At 42.4% G+C, this 24,399-nt stretch carries 15 protein-coding genes and 1 other RNA gene; 13 read left to right on the top strand and 3 right to left on the bottom strand.

Features of this window, described 5'->3' with window-relative positions; genetic code table 11:
* Nucleotides 1-31 precede the first annotated feature (31 nt).
* Nucleotides 32-8,287, top strand: a complete 8,256-nt coding sequence (locus CO686_RS07620) for an SIALI-17 repeat-containing surface protein (protein WP_096753688.1) — start codon at nucleotides 32-34, stop codon at nucleotides 8,285-8,287.
* 335 nt (nucleotides 8,288-8,622) lie between these two features.
* Here the strand turns inward: CO686_RS07620 and CO686_RS07615 are convergent, their stop codons facing one another.
* The 3 genes from CO686_RS07615 to recU form a co-directional block, all read right to left on the bottom strand.
* The gene (locus CO686_RS07615) at nucleotides 8,623-9,909 is read right to left on the bottom strand and encodes a hypothetical protein (protein ID WP_096753687.1); all 1,287 of its coding nucleotides are present in this window, start codon (nucleotides 9,907-9,909) and stop codon (nucleotides 8,623-8,625) included.
* Nucleotides 9,910-10,318: 409 nt separating this feature from the next.
* The gene (pbp1a, locus tag CO686_RS07610) at nucleotides 10,319-12,487 is read right to left on the bottom strand and encodes a penicillin-binding protein PBP1A (protein WP_084917713.1); all 2,169 of its coding nucleotides are present in this window, start codon (nucleotides 12,485-12,487) and stop codon (nucleotides 10,319-10,321) included.
* Nucleotides 12,484-13,080, bottom strand: coding sequence for a Holliday junction resolvase RecU (gene recU / locus CO686_RS07605; protein ID WP_000248757.1), 597 nt, complete (start codon nucleotides 13,078-13,080; stop codon nucleotides 12,484-12,486). Before recU ends, pbp1a begins: the two co-directional genes overlap by 4 nt.
* Nucleotides 13,081-13,146: 66 nt before the next feature.
* Between recU and CO686_RS07600 the strand changes: the two genes are divergently transcribed.
* From CO686_RS07600 to fni, 12 genes are all read left to right on the top strand, one after another.
* A complete protein-coding gene (locus CO686_RS07600; RefSeq protein WP_000199581.1) occupies nucleotides 13,147-13,674 on the top strand; it encodes an SLOG family protein in 528 nt (175 codons plus the stop codon).
* A 69-nt stretch (nucleotides 13,675-13,743) separates the two neighbouring features.
* Complete coding sequence (gene gpsB / locus CO686_RS07595; protein ID WP_000146523.1) at nucleotides 13,744-14,073, top strand: cell division regulator GpsB; 330 nt, start codon at nucleotides 13,744-13,746, stop codon at nucleotides 14,071-14,073.
* A gap of 20 nt (nucleotides 14,074-14,093) precedes the next feature.
* Nucleotides 14,094-14,475, top strand: an RNA gene (gene rnpB / locus CO686_RS07590) — RNase P RNA component class B.
* A gap of 83 nt (nucleotides 14,476-14,558) precedes the next feature.
* Entirely contained in the window at nucleotides 14,559-15,716 is a 1,158-nt protein-coding gene (locus CO686_RS07585) for a THUMP domain-containing class I SAM-dependent RNA methyltransferase (RefSeq protein ID WP_096753686.1), read from the top strand.
* 12 nt (nucleotides 15,717-15,728) lie between these two features.
* Nucleotides 15,729-17,174 carry a cell division site-positioning protein MapZ gene (gene mapZ / locus CO686_RS07580; RefSeq protein ID WP_096753685.1) on the top strand — a complete coding sequence of 482 codons (1,446 nt, stop codon included), beginning with the start codon at nucleotides 15,729-15,731 and terminating at the stop codon, nucleotides 17,172-17,174.
* A 75-nt stretch (nucleotides 17,175-17,249) separates the two neighbouring features.
* The gene (gene gnd, locus CO686_RS07575) at nucleotides 17,250-18,674 is read left to right on the top strand and encodes an NADP-dependent phosphogluconate dehydrogenase (RefSeq protein WP_000158773.1); all 1,425 of its coding nucleotides are present in this window, start codon (nucleotides 17,250-17,252) and stop codon (nucleotides 18,672-18,674) included.
* Between the two features lie 11 nt (nucleotides 18,675-18,685).
* Nucleotides 18,686-19,375, top strand: coding sequence for a response regulator transcription factor (locus tag CO686_RS07570; RefSeq protein WP_000518005.1), 690 nt, complete (start codon nucleotides 18,686-18,688; stop codon nucleotides 19,373-19,375).
* Nucleotides 19,376-19,474: 99 nt separating this feature from the next.
* Complete coding sequence (gene cbpJ, locus CO686_RS07565; RefSeq protein WP_096753684.1) at nucleotides 19,475-20,476, top strand: choline-binding protein CbpJ; 1,002 nt, start codon at nucleotides 19,475-19,477, stop codon at nucleotides 20,474-20,476.
* A 117-nt stretch (nucleotides 20,477-20,593) separates the two neighbouring features.
* Nucleotides 20,594-21,472, top strand: coding sequence for a mevalonate kinase (gene mvk, locus CO686_RS07560; protein ID WP_000163295.1), 879 nt, complete (start codon nucleotides 20,594-20,596; stop codon nucleotides 21,470-21,472).
* On the top strand, nucleotides 21,454-22,407 hold the full coding sequence (gene mvaD / locus CO686_RS07555; protein ID WP_096753683.1) for a diphosphomevalonate decarboxylase: 954 nt from the start codon (nucleotides 21,454-21,456) through the stop codon (nucleotides 22,405-22,407). The genes mvk and mvaD overlap by 19 nt, the downstream gene beginning before the upstream one ends.
* Entirely contained in the window at nucleotides 22,394-23,401 is a 1,008-nt protein-coding gene (locus tag CO686_RS07550; protein ID WP_000562391.1) for a phosphomevalonate kinase, read from the top strand. Before mvaD ends, CO686_RS07550 begins: the two co-directional genes overlap by 14 nt.
* Nucleotides 23,385-24,386, top strand: a complete 1,002-nt coding sequence (fni, locus tag CO686_RS07545) for a type 2 isopentenyl-diphosphate Delta-isomerase (protein ID WP_000210653.1) — start codon at nucleotides 23,385-23,387, stop codon at nucleotides 24,384-24,386. Before CO686_RS07550 ends, fni begins: the two co-directional genes overlap by 17 nt.
* The last annotated feature ends 13 nt before the right edge of the window (nucleotides 24,387-24,399 follow it).

Raw genomic sequence — 24,399 nt, 5'->3', positions numbered from 1 at the left:
CAGGTATGCGGATGAAAGGAATAGGAGAAAGATGGATAGACATTTTTTTGAGAAACGCTGTCACTATAGTATAAGAAAATTTGCAATCGGTGCAGCCTCCGTGATGATTGGTGCTAGTATCTTTGGCGCCAATATGGTTCAGGCAGCAGAAACAGCAGCTCCTTCAGAAACAGAGGGAAGCATCACCCATGTTGAAGCACTGGATAAGTTACCCGATGATTTAGCCGATGCGCTTAAAAAGGCGGATGCAGAAGCTGCAACAGAAGCAAGTCATGAAGAAACTCCAGCGACTGATGAGGGAACCAATCCTGCAGCAAGTGAAGAGACAAAACCAGAGACAAGTCCTGCAAGTCCCAAGCCAGTTGAAACGCCGAAACCGGTTGAAACACCAAAGGCAGAAAATCGACCTGCGGAAACTACTACACCAGCAGTAAAACCAGCTGAAAAGACAATCGAAGATAGAGAGGATATCAATCATCTCGAAGGTGCTACTGCCCAAGCAAACAACCATGAGACTGGTACCAACTTTACTGCGGATAAGGCTATCGACGGAGATGACAATACTCGTTGGGCTACAGATAGAGATGCAGTAAAACCAACTTTTGAATTAACTCTTCCAAAAACTACCCTCATCAAACATGTGGAAATAGACTGGGATCGTCGTCTTCGTAATGGGCAAAATGATCCAAATATCAAATCTTGGAGTCTCTATTACGCAGGCCAAGAAGATGTGGGGGCTAATGGAGAAAAACAATGGAAACTAGCTCATACCAAAACTGGAGAACCTGTTTTAGATGAGAAAGTTGACCTAGCTGAAAGTATTCAAGCTAAATATCTTAAGTTAGAAATTAACGACTATCAAGCGGGCACAATGGGTTGGAGAAACGTTGGCATCCAAGAAATTCGAGCTTATTCAAACGTTCCGGACCATAGTAGGGTAACGGATATCCGCCAAGTAACCGAACTAACAGTAGCAGAAGACGGACAGTCTCTTGTCTTACCAACTTTGCCAGGGAAAGTTAGCCTTATCGGAAGCAACAAGCAAGGTGTGATTGACCTTCAAAATCACATCTATAAGCCTTTGACAGACCAACGCGTCAAGGTCATGGTGCAACAAATCAGAGACAGTCATACCTTTACAAAAGAGTTTGAAGTAGTCATCAAGGGGCTACATCAGGACGAAGGTGTGGGTATGAAGCCAAAAGTAGCACCAGCTGTTCAACAATGGTATGGGAAAGAAGGCCAATCTGCTATCACTTCAGATACAGTTCTTGCGACGGGTGATTCTGGCTTTGATCAGGCTGCAACCTTCTATCAGTCAGACCTTGCCAGCCGTGGATTGGAACTAGCAACAGGTGACAAGCAAGCTCAAAAACGAATTGAATTTAAAAAGGTTGAAAACAAGGGTTATGGTAAAGAAGGGTATGGCATCACTATCCAAAATGATGTGATTACCATCGAAGCTGCCACAAACACAGGAGCCTTCTACGCCACTCGGACTCTTCTTCAAATGGGAGAAACAGACCTACAAAATGGCGAAATTCGTGATTTCCCAAGTTTCAGCCACCGTGGCTTTATGTTGGATACAGGTCGTAAATTTATCCCTTACGACACCCTTGTGGACATCATGCTCAACATGGCTTACTACAAGATGAACGACTTGCAGTTGCACCTCAACGATAACTATATCTTCCTCAAGGAACACTTGGCAGGTAAGAATCTTTCTAAAGAAGAAGAACTCAAGTATGTACTTGAACATGCCAAGACTGGTTTCCGTGTGGAGACAGACATTGTCGGTAAGAATGGTCAAAAATTGACATCAGATGAGCATTATACCAAGGAAGAAATGCAAAATCTGATTAAACTTGCCAAGGCCTTACATATCAATCTAGTGCCAGAAATTGACACACCAGGTCACGCCTTGTCCTTTGTCAAAGTCCGCCCAGACCTCATGTATCAAGGTAGTTTGAGTGATTATGCTGGCAAACACAATGTTGAACGTGTTGCCATGCTGGACCTAGATAATAAATATGATGAAACGCTAGCTTTTGTCAAATCAGTTTATGACAAACTCCTCGATGGTCCAGATGCACCGCTTCATGGCGTGTCCACTGTTCATATCGGAACGGATGAATACTATGGCAGCAGAGAAAGTTACCGTCGCTATGTCAATGATTTGACCCAATATATCAAGTCTAAAGGTTACACCCCTCGTATCTGGGGCTCACTCAGTGCGAAACGTGGAAACACTCCTGTTGATTGGAACGGAGTAGAGGTTGATATCTGGAGTATCGGATGGCAACGACCAAATGAAGCCATTGCTCAGGGAGCTAAGATTATCAACATCACGGATGTACCGACCTATAGTGTTCCAAGTGGAAGCAATAGTCAAGCAGCCTACGGGGACTATGCTAACTACGAACGTCAGTACAATAGCTGGACACCAAATGATTTTAGAACAGGTGGAGGTCCACTTCTACCAGCTTCTCATCCAAGTATCCTTGGTGGTGGTCACGCAGTTTGGAATGACAATATTGACCTTCATGAGACAGGTTTGACCTCTTATGATATCTTTAAACGCTTCTTCAAGAGCATGCAAACTACTGCGGAACGCACCTGGGGATCCGATCGTGCAGCTGCGACCTTTGCAGAACGCACCCTACCAACCAGTCCTTATGCGCCGCAGTCAAATCCTGATAAAGAGATTGATCAAAGCGACTTGTTTACCATCAATCCTGAAACAGTCAAGAACTATGCAAGCAAGAAAGTGAAGGCAAGCGAACAGGGATTGGCTTTTGAGAAAGATAGCAGTATCGAAGGCTTGGCTGGTGATGTTGGTCCAAGTCATGTCTTGAAGTTTGATGTAACTGTCACTGGAGACGGGGAACAAACCTTCTCAACAAGTGGGGACAACCGTATCTATCTAGCTGATAAAGACGGCTACCTTGCTTATCAATTTGAACAGTTCCATATCCAATTCAATAAAAAACTTGAAAAGAACAAACGTTATCAAATCTCTATCGTAACCAAACCACAATCTACAGAAGTCTATGTGGATGGTGAAAAGATTGAGCGTATTGCAAATCCAGCCCACCCTCGCTTTGCCCACAATAGCTTGGTACTACCGCTTGAAAGCATCGGTGGTTTCAAAGGGATCTTGCATAGTGCAGAGTTGTCAGACAAACCATTTGTAAATCCTCGTTTGATTTCAAATGATAAGATTACTGCAACGGCAAGCAGTCAGCAACTTCCAGGAAACGCGACTGAAGGCGCTGTTGAAAAGGCCTTTGACAATGATCCAAATACCTTCTGGCATACTAAGTGGACTGGTGACACTGCGCCATACACCCTTACTATGACCTTGAAAGAAGCAGAAAAAGTCAATGGCTTGACTTATCTCCCACGTCCAGGTGGTGGAAATGGTGTCGTGACGCGCTACGAAATCTACGCACAAAAAGATGGCCAAATGGTCAAGGTTTCAGAAGGAAACTGGGACAACAACGCCCAAGAAAAAACAGTCAACTTTGCGGCGGTGCATACCAACAAGATTGAGTTGAAAGTATTGGAAGGCGTTGGTGGTTTTGCAAGTGCAGCCGAAGTTCATCTATTAAAACCTGTGAAAGAAGAGCAAGAAACGCCTGCACCAAGTCAACCAGAAAAACCAACTACACCAGAAAAACCAAATGTAGACCAAACAGGTGATGGAACAGTTGAATTGGCAGATCAATTTACTGCAAGTAAACCAGCTAGCGAAGACAGCATTGCAGCTGCCAGCAAGAGCGCAGACTATCTCAAGAAAGAGTACAAGGTCTTCCCAACTCCACAAAAAGTGACTTATGGAGAAGGTGTCACAGCTCTTCGCAAGCAAGTCAATCTGGTCATGGGCGATCAACTCGATATCTATACTCGCAATCGCTTGAAGAGTGTTTTGCAGGACAATCAAGTATCTTATACAACTGGTAAGGCGGCAATCGTTGGCGCAACCAATATCTATCTTGGAGTGCATGGACAAGGTTCACAAGCAGAGCAAAACTTGTCCAATGTTTCAGCAGGTCTCTTTGACAAGATTGACGCCTATGTCTTGAGCATCAAGGATAACTCGATTTCCATCGTCGGAAAAGACACAGATGCAGTCTTCTATGGTTTGACAACCTTGAAACACATGCTCAAGGAAAGCCAAGTACCAGTCCTTCGCAATGTGACAGTAGAAGATTACGCAGAGCTCAAGAACCGTGGTTTCATCGAAGGTTACTATGGAAATCCATGGTCTAATGCCGATCGTGCAGAGCTCATGCGTTATGGTGGCGATTTGAAATTGAACCAATACTTCTTTGCACCAAAAGATGATCCATACCACAACAAGAAATGGCGTGAACTCTATCCAGAAGAAAAATTAGCTGAAATCCGTGAACTTGCTCGTGTCGGAAATCAAAGTAAAACCCGCTATGTCTGGACTATCCATCCATTCATGAACAACCGCATCCGCTTTGGCAATGAAGCGCATTACCAAGAAGATTTGGCAACCATCAAGGCTAAATTTACCCAGTTGATGAAAGTGGGTGTCCGCGAATTTGGTATCCTTGCAGATGATGCTCCAAGCCCAGTCGGAGGCTACAATAGCTACAACCGCTTGATGCAAGATATGACCAAGTGGTTGACTGAAATGCAGGGAACCTACAGCGGTCTTCGCAAAGAAATGATCTTTGTTCCTGGCCAGTATTGGGGTAATGGACGTGAGGATGAGTTGAAATCCCTCAATGAAAATCTCCCAAGTTCAACATCCATGACCTTGACGGGTGGTAAGATTTGGGGTGAAGTCTCTGAAAGCTTCCTTTCAACTCTCAAGAACAATCTATCCGCAGGTGGCAAAACCTATCGCCCCGTTTCACTTTGGATTAACTGGCCTGTAACAGATAACTCTAAACAACACTTGATTCTAGGTGGTGGTGAGAAATTCCTTCATCCAAATGTGGATCCTAGCTTGCTATCTGGTATCATGTTGAACCCAATGCAACAGTCTGAACCATCTAAGATTGCCCTCTTTTCAGGAGCTCAATACTCATGGAAACAGTGGAAATCAGAAGAAGAAGCTAAGAAAATCAATGATATTGCCTTCAACTTTGTAGAAAATGGTCATTTTGAAGATAGCAAGGTATCGGCAGCCTTCCGTGAACTTGGTAAGCACATGATCAACCAAAACATGGATAATCGTGTCGTCAAACTAGAAGAATCGGTAGACTTGGCTCCAAAATTAACAGACTTTATGACCAAGCTTAAAGCAGGTCAGGATGTGACTGCAGAACGTGCAGCCTTGCGTGCAGAATTTGCCAAGATTAAAGAAGCAGCTGAACTTTATAAAGCATCAGGCGATAAAAAAATGGTTGCCCAAATCCACTATTGGTTGGATAATGCAATCGACCAAATGAATGCTCTCGATGCCTTCCTTACAGGAACTGAAGCCATGGCTACAAACGATGCAGCCAAACTTTGGGATAGCTACTATAAAGGTTTGAAATTGTACGAACAGTCTCAAACTCACACCTTCCATTATGTAGACCATATGGAAAAAGCTGAATTGGGTGTTCAACATATTCGTCCATTTATCCTATCCTTGAAAGAAGTTCTAGCGTCTGAAGTTCAAAAAATCTTGCATCCAGACCAAATCATCAGCACATTTATCACCAATCGAACAGGTGTAGAAGGTGGTTTGGCAGAAGTAACGGATGGCGACTTGGCAACTCATGCGATTATTAAATCACCAAATAGCATCAAGACAGGTGATTATATTGGTATGAAGTTCAACAAGCCGGTATCAATCCAAACCTTGACCTTTGCAATGGGAACGCAGGCAAATCCACGTGATACCTTTAGTAAGGCAGAAGTGCAGTATCTAGATGAAAATGACAACTGGGTAACCTTGAAAGAGCCAAGCTATGTCGGAAATGAATCCCTACTTAAGTTTGAAAATCTCAATATCAAGGCCAAGGCAGTTCGCATGATTGCGACAGCAGACCGTGAGAATACTTGGTTTGCAGTTCAGGAAATTGCAGTCAACCGTCCAGTTGAAAAAGCTCGTAGCCAACAAGCAACGACAGTTAGTCTAAGCTCAAACTTAGTTTACAAACTAAATACCTCAGCTCGTCAAATCACTGATGGCAAGGACAATACAGAAGCCATGATGGCAAATGCTGATGGAAGCAATACAACTCCAGTAGATGCCTGGGCACAACTGGACCTCGGTGAAGTCAAGTCAGTCACTAAAGTACGACTTCGCCAAGGAACGGGTGATAAGCTTGCCGCAGGTGTACTTGAGTACTCTACAGATGGGACTGCATGGCAAGAGTTAGATCGCCTATCAGGAGAACAAACCAAGGAAGTGACCAGAGCTATTAATGCTCGTTACATCCGAGTCCGCAATACCAAGGCTCTCGACCTCTGGTGGCGTATCCAGGACTTCTCTGTTGAGACACGTTCTGGAAATAGTGAGTTAACAGACACCAACGTGGAATCATTGAAGGAAACGCCGGTAGTGGATAGCTTAGGCAGTTACGAGCTTCAAATTCCAGCTGGAACCAAACTCCCTGCTCATAGCTATCTAGGTATGAAGCTTGACCGTATCCATCAGGTCAAGAGCATCCAGCTCCAAGGTCAGGCCAATCCAGCTCTTACTCTAGAGTACTCTGCAAATGCGCAAGAATGGACGCCGGCTAGCCAATTGACAGACAGAACTTTTGCAACCCACTTGGTTCGTTATGTTCGTCTGGTCAATAAAACAGATCAGGAACAAGCTGTGACAGCCACTTCTCTCCTTGTGACAACCAAAGAAGTACAACCAACCAAACTAGAATCTACAACTATGGGCATTCATCCAACATACGGAAGCAATGATGTTCGTAAACTGAACAACCTAGATCAACTGTTTGACGGTGTTTACAACAACTTCGTTGAGTTTTCAGACTATGCCCATAAAGATGGCCACGTAACCTTGAAACTTGGTAGCGAACGTACTATCAAGAAGATTAGAGCTTACATCCAAGACGGAACTCAAAACTATCTTCGTGATGGTAAGATTCAAGTCAGCCAAGACGGTAAAACTTGGACTGATGTCGTTACAGTAGGAGATGGTGTGGCCAACAGCCAACACGATGATTCATTGACAGATGGTTGGACACACGATTCTAAGATGCCAGGAAATCGCTACATCGAGGGTGAATTGACGACACCAGTCAAAGCCAACTATCTCCGTGTCCTCTATACAGCAGACTATGATGCCCGTTTTGTAGGATTTACAGAATTGGTCATCAACGATGTTGAGTTTGTCAAACCAATCAATGATCCAACAGTAGAAGGAAGTAGTGGAGAAAGCCAAGGCAACCTTTATAATAATCTTGTAGACGGCAAAGTCTTGACCAGCTACAAGTCTGAAAAAGATAAGGGTGAATTGGTGTATCACTTGTCAGAACCAACCAAAGCTAACCACCTTCGTCTTGTTTCTAGTCTTCCTGAAGGAGCGCAAGCACGTGTGCTTGCTAGAACACTTAAGGATGGCCAAGACAGTTGGCTAGACCTCGGTGCCATTACATCCAGCCTCCAAACCTTCGCTATCCGAGATGGTGGCTCTCTTCTAGACGTCAAATTAGTCTGGGAAGGCGGCAAGGCTGAGTTTTATGAATTGGCAAGCTTCCATCAAGAATTAACAGAAGAACCGGTTCAATCAAGCAAGGGTGAAGAACCAGCACCTGTTCTTGAGGTTCCTGAATTCACAGGTGGTGTCAATGCAGTTGAAGCCCTAGTACATGAACTTCCAGAGTACACAGGCCCAATAGCGACAGTAGGTGACCAAGCTGCTCCAACAGTAGAGAAACCTGAGTTCAAGGGTGGTGTCAATGCAGTTGAAGCCTTGGTACATGAGCTTCCAGAGTACACAGGCCCAGTAGCAACAGTAGGTGACCAAGCTGCTCCAATAGTAGAGAAACCTGAGTTCAAGGGTGGTGTCAATGCAGTGATGGCTCTAGCACATGAATTGCCAGAATACACAGGCCCGCTAGCAACAGTAGGTGATCAAGCTGCTCCAACAGTAGAGAAACCTGAGTTTAAACTTAGCTCACTTGCTTCAGATGAAGGTAAGGCACCGGCACCGGAACTAAAACAAGAAGTGACGAAGCGAGAAACAGCTGAACAAAGCTTGCCAGCAACAGGTGAGAGTCAATCTGACACAGCCCTCTTCCTAGCAGGTGTTAGCCTAGCCCTATCTGCTCTCTTTGTAGCAAAAACAAAGAAAGACTAGTATTTAGTAAAACCTCTTAACAAGATTACGAAATCCGTTTCCTATCTTTCCCAATGAGGTTTAAAGTACAGAAAAAGCCTGAGAAGATGTCTTCTCAGGCTTTTGTTAAGCATATAAATGCAATAGTGCTATGAAAAAATCACCCAGAGTATTTTATTTTAATAGTCTTTTTACAGAAAATAATTTTTTAAATTCAATAAATGTTCACATATACATTATTTAACTTTTTAAGACTCAAGATAACTTACAAATTTTATCCCCGTATTCTGAATCATGATTTTTCTTCCTGTCTATTTTATTACAAAAAATTCTGACAACTACTCAAAAATACTTTATCAGTAGTTTTTAAAGTGAATATTATTAAAGATTTCTGCCTTTAAATTAATTAAAAGTATATTACCTAAACTAGGTATATTTGTGTTATCAAATACCTCTAACAATATCGCTATAATATCCCTTAGAACAAATTTTTCAGTAGAATCGTCAATATTTTTTTCATCTCTTAATACACTTAGATTTCTCCGCATACAATCAATAAAATCCATCATGAAAAAAGTATCAATATCATCCAATGAATCAAAATAACCAATTGCTCTAGGTAAATTATAGACTATATAGGATTCTTTATTCAATATATATTCTATATTAAAATCAAATTTTTTAATTTCATCAAAACAATCTGTGTTGTATTTTAAAATATCTAACACATCTTGCAATACTGCATACACACTGGAAAGTTCCACTGTATTTGCTTCAATTTCATATGAAAAGAACATGAATAAGGAATGTAAAAGTTTATTGAAATTCCTTGATTCTACAATATCTTTAACTTTATTTGTATTCAGAAAAACATTTTCTCTAATGTCGTATGTGTTATAAAAGAAAATTTCAGAAAACGTTGAATCAGTCGGCACACTAATATTGTTGTAGTCTCCCCAATCTTTAGAAGACGATTTATCACTATAATTTCCAATACCAGGATGTAATGCATTCCCCTTCGATTTTAAATATTTATAAATCTTTATGCCTCCATTGAGATACCCAAAAAGAATTTCCTCACCAATTATTGTTGTAGCTGTAATATAAAATGAACGTGGTATTTTTTTAGAAACAATATCTCCCGACTTTAAAGATACTTTACTAATACAATTTTTCGTATTATCACTAGAATCATAATACTTTACATTCTCTATATATAAAGTATCTTCTCGCATTATCAAGATTATACCTTTAGTAGCATCAACCACAAAACTAGGTCTATAATGATCTTTATATTGCTCTAATTCTTTTTCCTTTTCTTTTCTATCTTTTTCACGTTCTTTTTCACGTTCTTTTCTATCTTTTTCACGTTCTTTTCTATCATCACGGTATCTATTCCTTTCATTACTGACAAACACAAATACTGTGAAAGAAATAGTCAGTGCAGTTGAATAAAACGAAAAGTTCTCAACCACAACATTCAATGCTAACTTCAAAGACTCTGTAGGAATTGTAGCACCGTAATAAACGAAGTACCTAACCGCCTTAACTATAATCGGGAAAATGAATATAAAAACAATAAATAATATAAGTGGCCAAGTGAAGAACTTAAAATCATCTTGTTTATTCTTCTTATTTTTCAAGATATTTTCTCCTTATTTTAAATATGTACATAGAATAAAAAATAATTTATATTTGATTTTTTTACTTAAACAGCTATTAGATTTTTGCAATGGATTTCTGCTTTAAGAGGAGATAAGAAGGCTTCTCAGGAGTCCCGTATTTTTTCGCAACTATTATAAGTAGCGTGTGAAAGGTAAATTTTCAAACTCTATCCATTAGTTTTTTGTTGTATCGCTTTTTCTTGATTTCAAATCTAGACATATAAATTCATTACCTACCTTTTTTAAAAGTTTTATTCAATTTTGGTATGACTTTTTTGCCTATATTTTACTCTGTTGTTATATTAAATAAGTTTAGATTTAAACCTCATCCCAAAAGGTAGAAAAATTTAACTTTTGGAGTGAGGTTCAAAAGAGGGTTGAATAGATTTTATGGTTGTGCTGGTTGAGGATTCTGATTTTGGTTCTGGTTTTGTTGACCAGGCGTTGTATTTGGTTGCTGGTTATTGGTATTATTGTTTGCACTATTATTCGTACTTGGAGTAGTTGAGCTTGACTGTGTAGTTGAACTTTCTGATGTCGAGCTCGAACTTTCAGGTGTTGGGGCCTGTTGCGGAGCAGGGGCAGTCCATGCAGAACGAGCACCGTTTTTAAAGACGAACTCACCACTTCGATAGAGGCCTTCTGGCATAGTCCAGTCGCCAGGGTTGTTATCCTCAGACAGATAAGTCATCATTGAACGGTAAACCTTAGCTGCAACATAGAAGCCATCACCAACGATAGGAGTAAGGCGGTTTGAGTAACCTGTCCACACAGCCATTGAATATTTGCGAGTATAACCAACAAACATTTCGTCTGGAGCTACATAACCAGTATTTTTGATGTAGTTTTCAATTTCATCATCTGTATAGTTTGATGTACCAGTCTTACCAGCTTGAGGTAGCCAAGGGAGATAAGCACCACGACCAGTTCCGTATGCCAAGACAGTCTTCATCATTTCTGTCATCATATAGGCGGTCGTCTCTTTCATGGCACGAGTACCAGGATCAGCGTATTCTTTTGAGCTACCATCGCTAAAGACGATTTTGTTGATATACATTGGTTTATGGTAGATACCACCGTTAGCAAAAGCAGCGTAAGCAGCAGCCATTTTCTCACTACTTGCTCCATACTTTTTGTTTGACTCAGTCGTATTACTTGAAATCGCGTTGGCATAGTGCATATCTGGATAGTCAATGCCGATTCCATTTAGGAAGGTCTTGGCTCTATCCAAACCGACTTTGTTCAAGGTTTCTACAGCTGTAACGTTCCGTGATTGTTGGAGCGCATATTGGATGGTAATATTTCCAAAATAACTTCTATCCCAGTTGTAAACAGGGGTATCTGTTCCAGGATAGTTATAAGGAACATCATGTACAATCGAAGCAGTTGAGTCGTAGATGTCATACTCCAAGGCAGGAGCATAGTCTGTGATTGGCTTCATGGTAGAACCCCAGTCACGGTTGGTTTCAACAGCTTGGTTGATTCCGAAGGAGACATTGCTTGATTGGTGACGAGAACCTAACTGAGCAATGACTTTCCCATTTGTCACATCCACAATCGTTGAAGCTACTTGCATTTCATCATCTGGATAGTTGACATACTCGTCGGTATTGTAGATATCCCAGAGATGTTGTTGAACTTTAGGATCAACGTTGGTGTAGACATCCATACCAGTCGTTAAGAGGTTGTAGCCTGTTTCTTGTTCGACTTGATCGATTACCTCTTTGAGATAGTTGTCCATGTATGGAGGATAACTATTAGCCGATTTTAGACTTTGAAGTCCATCTGTAATCGGAGTATTAATCGCTTTTTCATATTGCTCAGCTGAAATGTAACCTTGCCCCTTCATCTCAGAGAGGACGAGATTACGACGTTCTTGAGCAGCTTCTGGATGCGAGTATGGATCATACTGGTTTGGAGCCTGAGGCATACCAGCAAGGAGAGCCAGTTGAGGAATACTTAGATCTTTGAGATCCTTGCCATAGTAACTTTGGGCAGCTGTCTGCATTCCGTAATTACCGTTTGACATGTAAACCTTGTTGATGTAGTAGGTCAAGATCTCTTGTTTAGTCGCTTTTTGTTCTAACTGAACGGCTAACCAAGCTTCCTGAGCCTTACGAGAAAGAGTTTGATCAGAAGTTGACGTAGAGAAATAGGTTAACTTGATCAACTGCTGTGTCAAGGTGGAAGCTCCTTGCAGACCTCCACCACCACGAAGGTTTCGTAGGGTAGCACCTAGGATACGGATCGTGTCGATTCCTCGGTGATTAAAGAAGCGATGGTCCTCAATCGAAACAATAGCGTTGACCAAATCTGTCGGTATTTCGTTTGCTTGGGCATTGACCCGACGTTCCGATCCAAGATCAGCGATAAGTTCATCATTGCTATCATAGATCTTACTTGACGTTGTAGCGACTAGTTTACTTTCAGAAAGTTCTGGAGCCTTGCTAACATAGTAGAGGAAGAGACCTCCACCAAGCATTACAGCTGCGATAAATACAGTTAAGAGACTGATGCTGACATACTTAGCTATTCGCAGAAAAGTTTGTTTGTTCATCTTGTTTTACCACCTAGTAAATGTTCTTTGATAACGTCGAGGTAGGGAATTTGAGGAAAGGCCCCAGGCTCAATCCTATATCCATTTTCTCGAATATATCCAAGTGGCATTGACTTCTGTCCCTTATCTTGATGATAGAAACGGATGAGATCAATAGCCGGTAATAAGTAGGTTTCTTGCTGAGAAGAAAAGTGAAGGAGTACAAAGCAGATTCCTTGCTGGGCAAGGACTTGTTCCATATGCTGGATCTGATGGAGATGAAAATTCTTCATCGGTATCGCATGTTTTTGCCTGGTTTCCTTTGCTTCAAAGTCGATGTAGTATCCATCATAAACCCCTGAATAGTCAGTAGTTGAGGCTTGTCTAAAGTAGGCTTCAACGATCTTGGCTCGACTTCGTTGGGGATAGTCGACACGTACGATTTGGATGGGAGTCGGTTTCTTGTGAATAACAGCTAACCCATGCGACAAATAGTAGTCGTTCGTAGCATTGATCATCTTTTCAAAAGACATTCCCCGATTTGCGAAATTTTTAGTTTGTGACAGGGGTGCTTGTCTCTTTTGAGATGAAATTTTATGTGGATAGTTGACCATAATTCTCCTTATTGGTACAATAACATCACTCTATTATATCATAAATTTACAAAGAAAGGGTTAAAAATGACATCAGCCTTGATTTTAGGCTATTCAGCCTTCGACCTTGGTCTCTTTAATGACAAGGATATTCGCGTTGATATTATCAAAACAGCCATTCGGAGAGACCTGGAACGTCTAGCAGAGGATGGGGTGACCTGGCTTGTCTTTACAGGGACTTTGGGCTTTGAGTACTGGGCGCTTCAGGTAGCGAAAGACATGAAAGCAGACTATGGATTTCAGCTGGCGACCATTTTTGATTTTGAAACCCATGGCAGTAATTGGAATGAAGCAAATCAAGCGAAATTGAGTGAGTTCAAGCAAGTTGATTTTGTCAAATACGCCTATCCACAATATGAGCACAAGGGACAATTACGCGATTATCAGAAATTTCTGCTGGAAAATACAGATACTTGTTACCTTTTTTACGACGAAGAAAACGAAACCAAGTTACGATATTTTTACCAAATGATGAAAAATCAAGCGGACTATGTTACAAGAAGATTAACATTTGAGGACTTGAATGAAATAGTAGAAAATTTTTCTGAAAAGTAAGCCTTTGACCTTGATTTTTACTTGTCTTTTTTTATATAATAATACTAGTAACCCAGAATGGAGAGAGACATGGCAAGTATTATATTTTCAGCGAAAGATATTTTTGAACAAGAATTTGGACGTGAAGTACGTGGATACAGCAAAGCAGAGGTAGATGAATTCCTAGACGATGTGATTAAGGACTATGAAACCTACGCAGCTTTGGTCAAATCCCTTCGTCAAGAGATTGCTGATTTGAAGGAAGAATTATCTCATAAACCACAGGTAGCTCCAACTCAACCAGACTCTATTGAAGTAACAGCTTCTACTTCAATGACAAACTTTGATATTTTGAAACGCTTAAATCGTCTCGAAAAAGAAGTATTTGGTAAGCAAATCTTAGACAACCAAGATTTATAATTGACTAAGGAATGAGTGCAATTTTTGGATAATCGCGTGAAGAGGTTCTCTTTTCATGAGGAAAGTCCATGCTAGCACAGGCTGTGATGCCTGTAGTGTTTGTGCTAGGCGAATCCATAAGCCTAGGGACGAGAAATCGTTACGGCAGTCGAAATGGCTAAGTCTTCGGATAGGTCAGAATAGGCTTGAAAGTGCCACAGTGACGGAGTCTTTCTGGAAACAGAGAGAGTGGAACGCGGTAAACCCCTCAAGCTAGCAACCCAAATTTTGGTCGGGGCATGGAGTGCACGGAAACGAACGTAGTACTCTGACTGCTAGCAGCTTTATGCTGTTAGCGGTAGACAGATGATTATCGAAGGAAGTGGTCCTAGTCACTTCTGGAACAAAACATGGCTTATAGAAAATTGCATATAGGTTGGGGCTGAGAAATCTTTCTCAACCTCATTTTTTAAAGTGAACAAGAGAAAGGTCTTGCAAGACTAGAAATGAAAGAACAATTTAATTTAATCGCAACTGCTGCTGCGGGCCTTGAGGCTGTCGTTGGACGTGAGGTGCGAGATCTTGGTTATGATTGCCAGGTTGAAAATGGGCGTGTCCGCTTCCAAGGAGATGTGAAGGCAATCATCGAGACCAATCTTTGGCTTCGTGCAGCGGATCGCATCAAGATTGTAGTCGGAAGTTTTCCGGCTAAGACTTTTGAAGAGCTTTTTCAAGGTGTTTTTGCTCTAGATTGGGAAAACTATCTCCCGCTAGGAGCACGTTTCCCGATATCAAAGGCAAAATGTGTGAAGTCTAAACTCCACAACGAACCCAGTGTTCAGGCTATTTCTAAGAAGGCTGTTGTGAAGAAATTACAAAAACACTATGCCCGTCCAGAAGGAGTTCCCTTGATGGAGACTGGTCCCGAGTTTAAGATTGAGGTATCTATCCTGAAAGATGTGGCAACTGTCATGATTGACACGACAGGTTCTAGCCTTTTTAAACGTGGTTATCGTACGGAAAAGGGTGGAGCGCCGATCAAGGAAAATATGGCAGCGGCCATTTTACAACTCTCTAACTGGTATCCAGACAAGCCCTTGATTGATCCGACTTGTGGTTCAGGAACTTTCTGTATCGAGGCGGCTATGATTGCCAGAAAGATGGCTCCTGGCCTTCGCCGTTCCTTTGCTTTTGAGGAATGGAACTGGGTCAGCGATCGGTTAATACAGGAAGTTCGCACAGAGGCGGCTAAGAAAATTGATCGTGAATTCGAGCTGGATATTATGGGCTGTGATATAGATGCTCGCATGGTGGAAATTGCCAAAGCAAATGCTCAAGCAGCAGGTGTCGCAGGTGATATCACCTTTAAGCAAATGCGGGTACAGGACTTGCGCACAGACAAGATTAATGGCGTTGTCATTTCCAATCCACCATATGGGGAACGCTTGTCTGATGATGCAGGAGTTACCAAACTCTATGCTGAGATGGGACAAGTCTTTGCACCACTGAAAACGTGGAGTAAGTTTATCCTGACGAGTGACGAAGCTTTTGAAAGCAAGTACGGAAGTCCAGCTGATAAAAAGCGAAAACTGTATAACGGGACCTTAAAAGTGGATTTGTATCAATACTTTGGTCAGCGTGTGAAACGCCAAGAGGTAAAATAGAAAGGTGAACTCATGAGTAAGAAAAGACGTGATCGTCATAAAAAAGGACATCAAGAACCACAATTCGACTTTGACGAAGCAAAAGACTTGACTGTTGGTCAAGTCATTCGTAAGAATGAAGAGGTTGAAGCAGGAGTATTGCCTGAGGACAGTATCTTAGACAAATACATCAAACAGCACCGTGAAGAAATCGAAGCTGACAAGTTTGAAACTCGTCAGTTTAAAAAAGAAGAGCTAGCTTCTACTCAAAACCTAGAGGAAATGGTCCAAGAAGTTCGTGAATCAAGTGAACCTTCTGATCAGGTAGACGATTCAGAGCTGGTTTCTGAGGAATCTATTGAAGAGATAGAAAATGAAGAGACTACTCAGTTTGTCCCACCCCTTCAAGATGAAGAAAATGCTGAAATAGAGCCTATCGTTTTAACAGAAACAGAGCCCAAGCAAATAAATGAGGAACAAGAAGAGGAGAATTATACACCTCTATCACGTTCGGCTCAAACAGAACCTGAAACAGGCTCTAAGAAGAAAGCTGTCATCATCATTGCTTCGGTAGTAGCTGCAATCCTTGTGCTTGCTGGAACATATTATGTCTACCGCCAAGTATCTCGTTCAAACCAAGAAATCCAGTCTTCTCAAGCAGCCTCTTCGGATGATCAAGGGACACAAACAGCTTTGAAAGACTTCAATGATCTCTATGATACTTTCTATACAGATGCTAATAAGACTGCTCTGAAAAACAGCCAGTTTGATAAATTGAGCCAACTGAAAACCTTGCTAGATAAGTTAGAAGGTAGCCGTGATTATACACTAGCTAAGTCAAGATATGATAGTCTAGCAACTCAAATTAAGGCCATTCAAGATGTTAATGCCCTCTTTGAAAGCCCAGCAATCACTGACGGTGTCTTGGATACCAATGCGAAAGCCAAAGCGGATGCTAAATTTACAGAAATCAAGACAGGGAACACAGAACTAGACAAACTCTTGGATAAGGCCATTAGTCTTGGCAAGAGTCAACAAACCAGTGCTTCCAGCTCAAGTTCGAGCTCTAGCACGAGTCAAGCAAGCTCAAGTTCAGCTACAGAAAGCAATGCAAGCAGTACGACACCTTCAACCAGCACTACGGCACCAGCTAGAGACACAAATGGTGGTTTGTCTGGCGATGGGGTTAATCTTCAAAGAAGTGCTAGTCGTGTACCTTACAACCAATCAGCTGTAGATGATAGCAATAACCCTGCTTGGACCTTTACGGATGGTGTATTGGAACAAGTCCTAGCAACATCACGTGCTCGTGGCTATATCACTGGAAATCAATATATCCTAGAACGTGTCAATATCGTAAACGGAAATGGTTATTACAACCTCTATAAACCAGATGGAACCTATCTCTTCACCCTCAACTGTAAGACAGGTTACTTTGTAGGGAATGGTTCTGGTCATGCAGATGACTTGGACTACTAGGACTCCGTTACAAAATTCTTTCCTTTCATAGGTAAAAATGATAAAATAAAACATATTAAACAAGAGGAGTGTCACATGACAAAAGCTAACTTTGGTGTCGTTGGTATGGCCGTAATGGGTCGTAACCTTGCCCTAAATATCGAATCTCGTGGTTATACAGTTGCCATTTACAACCGTAGTAAAGAAAAAACAGAAGACGTAATTGCTTGCCATCCTGAAAAGAACTTTGTGCCAAGCTATGACGTGGAAAGCTTTGTAAACTCAATCGAAAAACCTCGTCGTATCATGCTGATGGTTCAAGCTGGACCTGGTACAGACGCAACTATCCAAGCCCTTCTTCCCCACCTTGACAAGGGAGATATCTTGATTGACGGAGGAAACACTTTCTACAAAGATACCATCCGCCGTAATGAAGAATTGGCAAACTCAGGCATCAACTTTATCGGTACGGGGGTTTCTGGTGGTGAAAAAGGTGCCCTTGAAGGTCCGTCTATCATGCCTGGTGGACAAAAAGAAGCCTACGAATTGGTTGCGGATGTTCTCGAAGAAATCTCAGCTAAAGCACCAGAAGATGGAAAACCATGTGTGACTTACATCGGTCCTGATGGAGCTGGTCACTATGTGAAAATGGTCCACAACGGTATCGAGTATGGTGACATGCAATTGATCGCAGAAAGCTACGACCTCATGCAACACTTGCTTGGCCTTTCTGCAGAAGACATGGCAGAAATTTTTACTGAGTGGAACAAGGGCGAGTTGGACAGCTACTTGATCGAAATCACAGCTGATATCTTGAGCCGTAAAGATGATGAAGGTCAAGATGGACCAATCGTAGACTATATCCTTGATGCTGCAGGCAACAAGGGAACTGGTAAATGGACTAGCCAATCAGCTCTTGACCTTGGTGTGCCATTGTCACTCATCACTGAGTCAGTATTTGCGCGTTACATCTCTACATACAAAGAAGAGCGTGTACATGCTAGCAAGGTGCTTCCAAAACCAGCTACTTTCAAATTTGAAGGTGACAAGGCTGAGTTGATTGAAAAGATCCGTCAAGCCCTTTACTTCTCAAAAATCATCTCATACGCACAAGGTTTTGCTCAATTGCATGTGGCTTCTAAAGAAAATAACTGGAACTTGCCATTTGCGGACATCGCATCTATCTGGCGTGATGGCTGTATCATCCGTTCTCGTTTCTTGCAAAAGATCACAGATGCCTACAACCGTGATGCAGACCTTGCAAACCTTCTCTTGGATGAATACTTCTTGGATGTCACTGCCAAGTACCAACAAGCAGTGCGTGATATCGTAGCTCTTGCTGTTCAAGCTGGTGTACCAGTGCCAACCTTCTCAGCAGCTATTACTTACTTTGATAGCTACCGTTCAGCTGACCTTCCTGCTAACTTGATCCAAGCGCAACGTGACTACTTTGGTGCCCACACTTACCAACGTAAAGACAAAGAAGGAACATTCCACTACTCTTGGTATGACGAAAAATAAGTAGGTCTGCCATGGGGAAACGGATTTTATTACTTGAGAAAGAACGAAATCTCGCTCATTTTCTCAGTCTGGAACTCCAAAAAGAGCAATACCGTGTTGATCTGGTCGAGGAGGGGCAAAAAGCCCTCTCCATGGCTCTCCAGACAGATTATGACTTGATTTTACTGAATGCTCGTCTGGGGGATATGACGGCCCAGGATTTTGCAGAGAGGCTGAGTCGGACAAAACCTGCCTCAGTGATCATGGTCTTGGACCATCGCGAAGAATTGCAAGACCAGATTGAGACAATCCAGCGCTTCGCCGTTTCTTACATCTATAAGCCAGTGATTATTGATCAGCTGGTGGCTCGTATTTCAGCGATTTTCCGAGGTCGGGACTTTATCGACCAACATTGTAGTCAGATGAAGGTCCCAACGTCTTACCGCAATTTGCGTATGGATGTAGAACATCATACCGTTTATCGTGGCGAGGAGATGATTGCTCTGACGCGCCGTGAGTATGACCTTTTGGCCACTCTCATGGGAAGCAAGAAGGTCTTGACTCGTGAGCAGTTGTTGGAAAGTGTTTGGAAGTACGAAAGTGCGACAGAAACCAATATCGTGGATGTTTATATCCGTTATCTACGTAGCAAGCTTGATGTAAAAGGTCAAAAAAGCTACATTAAAACCGTGCGTGGTGTTGGTTACACCATGCAAGAATAGAAAAGCAGTTGCAGTTGTGTAACTGCTTTTTTTGAGAAGTTTCTATATATTGACATACAATAAAGTCTTTGCTACAATCAGTTATGGAGGAAAGATCTAATGAAAAAATTTAAAATAATGATGCAAGTTGGACTGACAGTCTTTTTCTTTGCTTTGTTAGCGACAAGCACCGTCTTTGCGGATGATGTTGATTCAGAAGGCTGGCAATTTGTCCAAGAAAATGGTAGAACCTACTACAAGAAGGGTGACATCAAAGAAACGGACTGGCGAGTGATTGATGGCAAGACCTATTATTTTGATTATAATGGTGAAATGGTTGTTGGTTGGCAATATATTCCAATGCCAGTTAAAGGATATACAATTGGTCCTTACCCAAATGGTATCAGATTAGAAGGTTCCCCAATGCCAGAATGGTACTACTTTGACAAAAATGGAGTGCTACAAGAGTTTGTTGGTTGGAAAGCATTAGAGGTTAAAACTAAAGACAGTGTTGGAAGAAAGTATGGGGAAAAACGTACAAACCCAGAAGATAAAGAAGAGAAGAGTTTTTACACGAACTATTACTTTAATCAAGATCATTCTTTAGAGACAGGTTGGCTTTATGACCAGTCTAATTGGTATTATTTAGCTAAAACGGAAATTAATGGAGAAAACTATATTGGTGGTGAAAGACGTGCAGGTTGGATAAACGATGGTTCAGCTTGGTACTACTTAGATCCAACAACTGGCATCATGCAAACTGGTTGGCAGCAACTTGGCAATAAGTGGTACTACCTTCGTTCATCAGGAGCAATGGCGACTGGCTGGTATCAGGTAGGCTCATCTTGGTATTATCTAGATGCTCAAAATGGTGATATGAAGACAGGTTGGGCTTATGTTGGTAACAAGTGGTACTATCTCCGTTCATCAGGAACTATGGCAACCGGCTGGCTTCAAGACGGCTCAACTTGGTACTACCTCAATGCAAGTAATGGAGATATGAAGACAGGTTGGTTCCAAGTCAATGGCAAATGGTACTATGCTTATAGCTCAGGTGCTTTAGCAGTGAATACCACTGTAGATGGCTACTACGTCAACTATAATGGCGAATGGGTTCAATAATGAAAGAGGCGATTGTGAAGGAAACAATCGCTTTTTTTGTGAAAATATAATAAAATAGATAGGAGAAAATACTACTGTATGAAATGAGACGGTCTTTTCGTCTGGTTAAAGGAAAACATGACAAAAAAAGTTGGTGTCGGTCAGGCACATAGTAAGATTATTTTAATAGGAGAGCACGCTGTTGTATACGGCTATCCTGCCATTTCCTTGCCTCTCATAGAGGTGGAGGTGACCTGTAAGGTGGTCCCTGCTGAAAGTCCATGGCGTCTTTATGAGGAGGATACCTTGTCCATGGCGGTTTATGCCTCGCTGGAGTATTTGGATATCAAAGAAGCCTGCATTCGATGTGTGATTGACTCGGCTATCCCTGAAAAACGGGGGATGGGTTCGTCAGCGGCTATCAGCATAGCGGCCATTCGTGCGGTATTTGACTACTACCAAGCCGACCTGCCTCACGATGTGCTAGAAATCTTGGTCAATCGGGCTGAGATGATTGCCCATATGAATCCAAGCGGTTTGGATGCCAAGACCTGTCTCAGTGACCAACCCATTCGCTTTATCAAGAACCTTGGATTTACAGAGCTTGAGATGAATCTATCTGCCTATTTGGTGATTGCTGATACAGGTGTGTATGGCCACACTCGTGAAGCCATCCAAGTGGTTCAAAGTATGGGGAAGGATGCCCTACCGTTTTTGCATGCCTTGGGAGAATTGACCCAGCAGGCAGAAGATGCGATTAGACGAAAAGATGCTGAAAGACTGGGACAAATCCTCAGTCAAGCGCATCTACATTTAAAAGAAATTGGTGTCAGCAGCCCTGAGGCAGACTCCCTCGTTGAAACGGCTCTGAGCGACGGTGCTCTGGGTGCCAAGATGAGTGGTGGTGGCCTAGGAGGTTGTATCATTGCCTTGGTAGCCAATCTGGATCAAGCACAAGAACTAGCAAAACGATTAGAAGAGAAAGGAGCTGTTCAGACATGGATCGAAAGCCTGTAACAGTACGTTCCTACGCAAATATTGCCATTATCAAATACTGGGGAAAGAAAAAAGAGAAAGAGATGGTTCCTGCTACTAGCAGTATCTCTCTGACTTTGGAAAATATGTATACAGAGACGACCTTGTCGCCTCTACCAGCCCATGCGACGGCGGATGCCTTTTATATCAATGGTCAGCTCCAAAATGAGGCGGAGCATGCCAAGATGAGCAAGATTATCGACCGCTACCGTCCAGAAGGTGAGGGTTTTGTCCGTATCGATACCCAAAACAACATGCCGACCGCGGCGGGTCTGTCTTCCAGTTCCAGTGGTTTGTCCGCCTTGGTCAAGGCTTGCAATGCTTATTTTCAGCTTGGTTTGAATCGGAGTCAGTTGGCACAGGAGGCTAAGTTTGCTTCAGGTTCATCCTCTCGCAGTTTTTATGGACCACTCGGTGCTTGGGACAAGGATAGTGGGGAAATCTACCCTGTAGAGACAGACTTGAAACTAGCTATGATTATGTTGGTGCTGGAGGACAAGAAAAAACCAATTTCTAGCCGTGATGGGATGAAACTCTGTGTGGAAACCTCGACGACCTTTGGTGATTGGGTTCGCCAGTCTGAGAAGGATTATCAGGATATGCTGGTTTATCTCAAAGAGAATGATTTTGCTAAGGTTGGGGAATTAACGGAGAAAAATGCCCTAGCCATGCACGCTACGACCAAGACTGCTAGTCCAGCCTTTTCTTATCTAAAGGATGCTTCCTATGAAGCCATGGACTTTGTTCGCCAGCTTCGTGAGCAAGGTGAAGCCTGTTACTTTACCATGGATGCCGGTCCCAATGTCAAGGTCCTCTGTCAGGAGAAAGACTTGGAGCATCTATCTGAAATATTTGGTCAACGTTACCGCCTGATTGTGTCAAAAACAAAGGATTTGAGCCAAGATGATTGCTGTTAAAACTTGCGGGAAACTCTATTGGGCAGGTGAGTATGCTATTTTAGAGCCAGGGCAGTTAGCCTTGATAAAGGCCATCCCCATCTATATGAAGGCTGAGATTGCTTTTTCTGAGAACTATCGTATCTACTCAGATATGTTTGATTTCGCAGTGGACTTGACGCCAAATCCTGACTACAGCTTGATTCAAGAAACGATTGCTCTAGTGGAAGATTTCCTCGTTTATCGTGGGCAAACCTTGAGACCTTTTTCTTTGGAAATTCGTGGAAAAATGGAACGGGAAGGCAAAAAGTTTGGTCTAGGTTCTAGTGGTAGCGTCGTTGTCTTGGTGATTAAGGCCCTACTGCCTCTATATGATATTACGGTTGATTCGGAACTCTTATTCAAGCTGGCAAGCGCGGTCTTGCTCAAGCGAGGCGACAATGGTTCTATGGGAGACCTTGCCTGTATTGTGGCAGAAGATTTGGTTCTCTACCAGTCTTTTGATCGAAAGAAGATAGCTGCGTGGTTGGAAGAAGAAAGCTTGGCGACGGTTTTGGAGCGTGACTGGGGCTTTTCTATCTCACACGTACAACCAACCCTAGAATGTGATTTCCTAGTGGGATGGACCAAGGAAGTAGCTGTGTCTAGTGACATGGTTCAGCAAATCAAGCAAAACATCAATCAGAATTTTTTAACTTCTTCAAAAGCAACGGTGGCTGCTTTGGTAGAAGCCTTGGAGCAAGGGCATGCAGAAAAAATTATCGAGCAGCTGGAAACAGCCAGTCAGCTTTTAGAAGGCTTGAGTCTAGATATATACACACCTTCGCTGAGACAGTTGAAAGAAGCCAGTCAAGATTTGCAGGCTGTTGCCAAGAGTAGTGGCGCTGGTGGTGGTGACTGTGGTGTTGCCTTGAGTTTTGATGAGCAATCAACTGAAACCTTAAAAAACCGTTGGGCCAATCTGGGGATTGAGCTCTTATACCAAGAAAGGATAGGACATGACGACAAATCGTAAGGACGAGCATATCCGCTATGCCCTTGAGCAGAAAAGTTCCTATAATAGCTTTGATGAGGTGGAGTTGATTCATTCTTCCCTGCCTCTTTATGACCTAGATGAGATTGATTTGTCTACAGAGTTTGCAGGTCGAAAGTGGGATTTTCCTTTTTATATCAATGCCATGACGGGTGGAAGCGAAAAAGGTAAAGAAATCAATCAAAAACTGGCTCAGGTGGCAGAAGCCTGTGGGATTTTATTTGTGACAGGTTCTTATAGTGTAGCCCTCAAAGATCCAACAGATGACTCTTTTTCTGTCAAATCTAGCCATCCAAATCTCCTCCTTGGAACCAATATTGGATTGGACAAGCCTGTTGAGTTAGGTCTTCAGACTGTAGAAGCGATGAATCCTCTTCTCCTCCAAGTGCATGTCAATGTCATGCAGGAATTACTCATGCCCGAGGGAGAAAGAAAGTTTCGAAGCTGGCAATCGCATCTGGCAGATTATAGCAAGCGGATCCCTGTTCCTATTATTCTAAAGGAAGTGGGCTTTGGGATGGATGTGAAGACCATCGAGAGAGCCTATGAACTGGGTGTTCGAACGGTTGACTTGTCGGGTCGTGGTGGTACTAGCTTTGCTTACATTGAAAACCGTCGCAGTGGCCAACGTGATTACCTCAATCAATGGGGCCAGTCTACTATGCAAGCCCTTCTCAATGCCCAAGACTGGAAAGACAAGGTCGAACTCTTGGTCAGTGGAGGCGTTCGGAATCCGCTGGATATGATTAAGTGCTTGGTTTTTGGTGCCAAGGCTGTAGGACTGTCACGTACCGTTCTAGAGTTGATTGAAACCTACTCCGTCGAAGAGGTGATTGGTATTGTCCAAGGCTGGAAAGAAGACCTGTGCTTGATCATGTGTGCCCTTAATTGTGCAACCATAGCAGATCTGCAAAACGTAGACTACATTCTTTATGGTAAACTAAAAGAAGCAAAAGATCAGATGTAGAGAGGTCGGGACA

Source organism: Streptococcus oralis (genome assembly GCF_002386345.1).
GTDB classification, from domain to species: domain Bacteria; phylum Bacillota; class Bacilli; order Lactobacillales; family Streptococcaceae; genus Streptococcus; species Streptococcus oralis_S.
Note: the sequence above shows the minus strand (reverse complement) of the source record. Positions and strands in the feature narration are given on the sequence as shown.